Annotated in this window: 3 protein-coding genes; 2 read left to right on the plus strand and 1 reads right to left on the minus strand. The window is 45.8% G+C overall.

The window, feature by feature from the left end; genetic code table 11:
* Nucleotides 1–122 precede the first annotated feature (122 nt).
* Both C900_RS27675 and C900_RS31100 read left to right on the plus strand, forming a co-directional pair.
* Entirely contained in the window at nucleotides 123–419 is a 297-nt protein-coding gene (locus tag C900_RS27675; protein ID WP_009583813.1) for a hypothetical protein, read from the plus strand.
* A 56-nt stretch (nucleotides 420–475) separates the two neighbouring features.
* Nucleotides 476–736 carry a type II toxin-antitoxin system RelE/ParE family toxin gene (locus C900_RS31100; protein ID WP_425402001.1) on the plus strand — a complete coding sequence of 87 codons (261 nt, stop codon included), beginning with the start codon at nucleotides 476–478 and terminating at the stop codon, nucleotides 734–736.
* Between the two features lie 315 nt (nucleotides 737–1051).
* On the opposite strand, the gene C900_RS30185 is transcribed toward C900_RS31100, so the two are convergent.
* On the minus strand, nucleotides 1052–1198 hold the full coding sequence (locus C900_RS30185) for a hypothetical protein (protein ID WP_009583816.1): 147 nt from the start codon (nucleotides 1196–1198) through the stop codon (nucleotides 1052–1054).
* Nucleotides 1199–1915 lie beyond the last annotated feature (717 nt).

A 1915-nucleotide genomic window follows, 5' to 3' on the forward strand; every position in this document is an offset into this window, starting at 1 on the left:
CGGAAAGCCCAATACCTGGCAGGCCATAAAAACATCCTGTCTACCGAATTATACCAGCAGGCTGATGTTGAATACCTGAAAAAGGCACTGGACCAATATCATCCATTAAAATGAACCAAAAAATGGTAAATAATCGTTATTTTGTGGAAAGCATTTTGCCTATGACAACTGTAAAACTAAAGGAATCGCTTCATAGATTGATAGAAGAGATAGATGATGAAGAGTTATTGAATGCCTATCTGAAGATCATTGAAAGGGGGCTTTCATCTTCTGAAAACCCTATTGTAGGTTACACTACAAAGGGAGATCCCATCACCAAATCAGCACTAGTGAAACGAGTAAGATCAGCCTCTTCGCGAGTGAAATCAGGTTTTTTTACCAGTCAGGAAGACCTTGAAAAAGAATCCGAAAATTGGTAAGTAAAAAAACGGCTTCCGGTACGTTGGGATATTGAAGCAATAGAATCCTTACGGATATTTACGAATATATTAAGGTTGAATCTCCTTCGGGGGCACATAAGGTTAGGAAAACTTTGTTGTCTTTAGCCAAAAGTTTAGGGGACTTTCCTGAAAAGTACCCCAAAGAGCCTTACCTTTTAGATGAACCCAATAATTACCGTTCGGTTAGCAAGTGGAGTTACAAGCTCATTTATGAAGTCACAGAAAACGAGGTGATTATAGTGATGCTGTTCCATTCCAGTCAAGACCCTGAAAAGATCAAGGAAACCCTGAAATAAAACCCAAACCCGCAACTCCACCCCAAAGCCCACAGCCACCACACAAGACCACCCACACCAGCCGCTTGGTACAGCGGTGTGGCTGCGGTACTCGCTCAGGCTGCACTACAGAAAAAAACAAGGCTATACAAGCTCCACTACGTTCCGGCCTTGTTTTTTCTTCCGTTTGCTTCGCTGCGTTCCTCACTGCGGCTGTTCCTGTTTTTATTTTGATTGAATGATAAGCCTCCGGCAGGTAGGCAAAAATAAAAACCCACAGCCAGTGTTATTGCTCGCCTTCGCCCCTCAGTCAGACCGTTCCTTCACTTCGTTACGTCACTCACGGCCAGTCGGGCTATCGCCCTTTTCCTGTCCGGCTGCCTTCGGACTCGCGGCTACGTTCGGGATGTCTGCCTTCGTACCTCCGGCATCCACCCTCACTTCGCCTTTACGGCTCGCGGGCCCTGTCCCGATTGCCAACATCGGGGGCAGAAGTCTTTAGCAGCGCCATGATCAGGAAGAGCCAGAAGAAAGTGAGTAGTTGGCTTGCAGCATTTTTTTGAAGACTAAAAGCCTTTAAAGTTTAAAGAGTACGATAAGTGAGAAATGTTGTCCAGGCTTTTACCCTTCAAAAAAACGTGATTATTAAAGAACTATGTAGATAACTCTATATTTAAATACGTAGAACCGTTTTTGTAGATGATGTGAAAAATACCTTTAAAAGATCATACAACAATTTTTTGCAGCATCTACAAAAATGCTCCAACCCGACTGCCAGACTTAGCCATGGAAAAGGAAAGCCCACGGGGCGGTAAGAAAAGCAGACTTTTGAACGAGGCTTTAAATCGGATACGTACACTTTATCGTTATCTGCGAGCCGCCTTGCGAGTGCGAACGAGGCCCCCGGAGAGGAAGCCCGGTAGGGCGCTTCCGGGGTATCCGAGAGAGCCCGCAGGCGAGCACAAACTCAGGGCAGCGGGTGGATGCTGTTACCGCTTTTGTTTTTCACCGGAAACTTTAACAGCAGGCACAGGAGCTGCCGCAGCGAGGAACACAGAGAAGCCAGCGAAAGAAAAAACAAGGCCGAGAGAGGTACGAACGAGCTTGTATAGCCTTGTTTTTTTCTGTAGTGCAGCCTGAACGAGTACCGCAGATGCACCTTATTACCTGCGAATGGAATAGCTTACACTGCACTACCTT

This window comes from Fulvivirga imtechensis AK7 (assembly GCF_000331535.1).
GTDB classification, from domain to species: domain Bacteria; phylum Bacteroidota; class Bacteroidia; order Cytophagales; family Cyclobacteriaceae; genus Fulvivirga; species Fulvivirga imtechensis.

Coding starts and splice junctions, on each gene's coding strand:
- C900_RS27675 (WP_009583813.1), top strand. CDS start 123: ATGGTAAATAATCGTTATTTTGTGGAAAGCATTTTGCCTATGACAACT.
- C900_RS30185 (WP_009583816.1), bottom strand. CDS start 1,198: ATGTTGGCAATCGGGACAGGGCCCGCGAGCCGTAAAGGCGAAGTGAGG.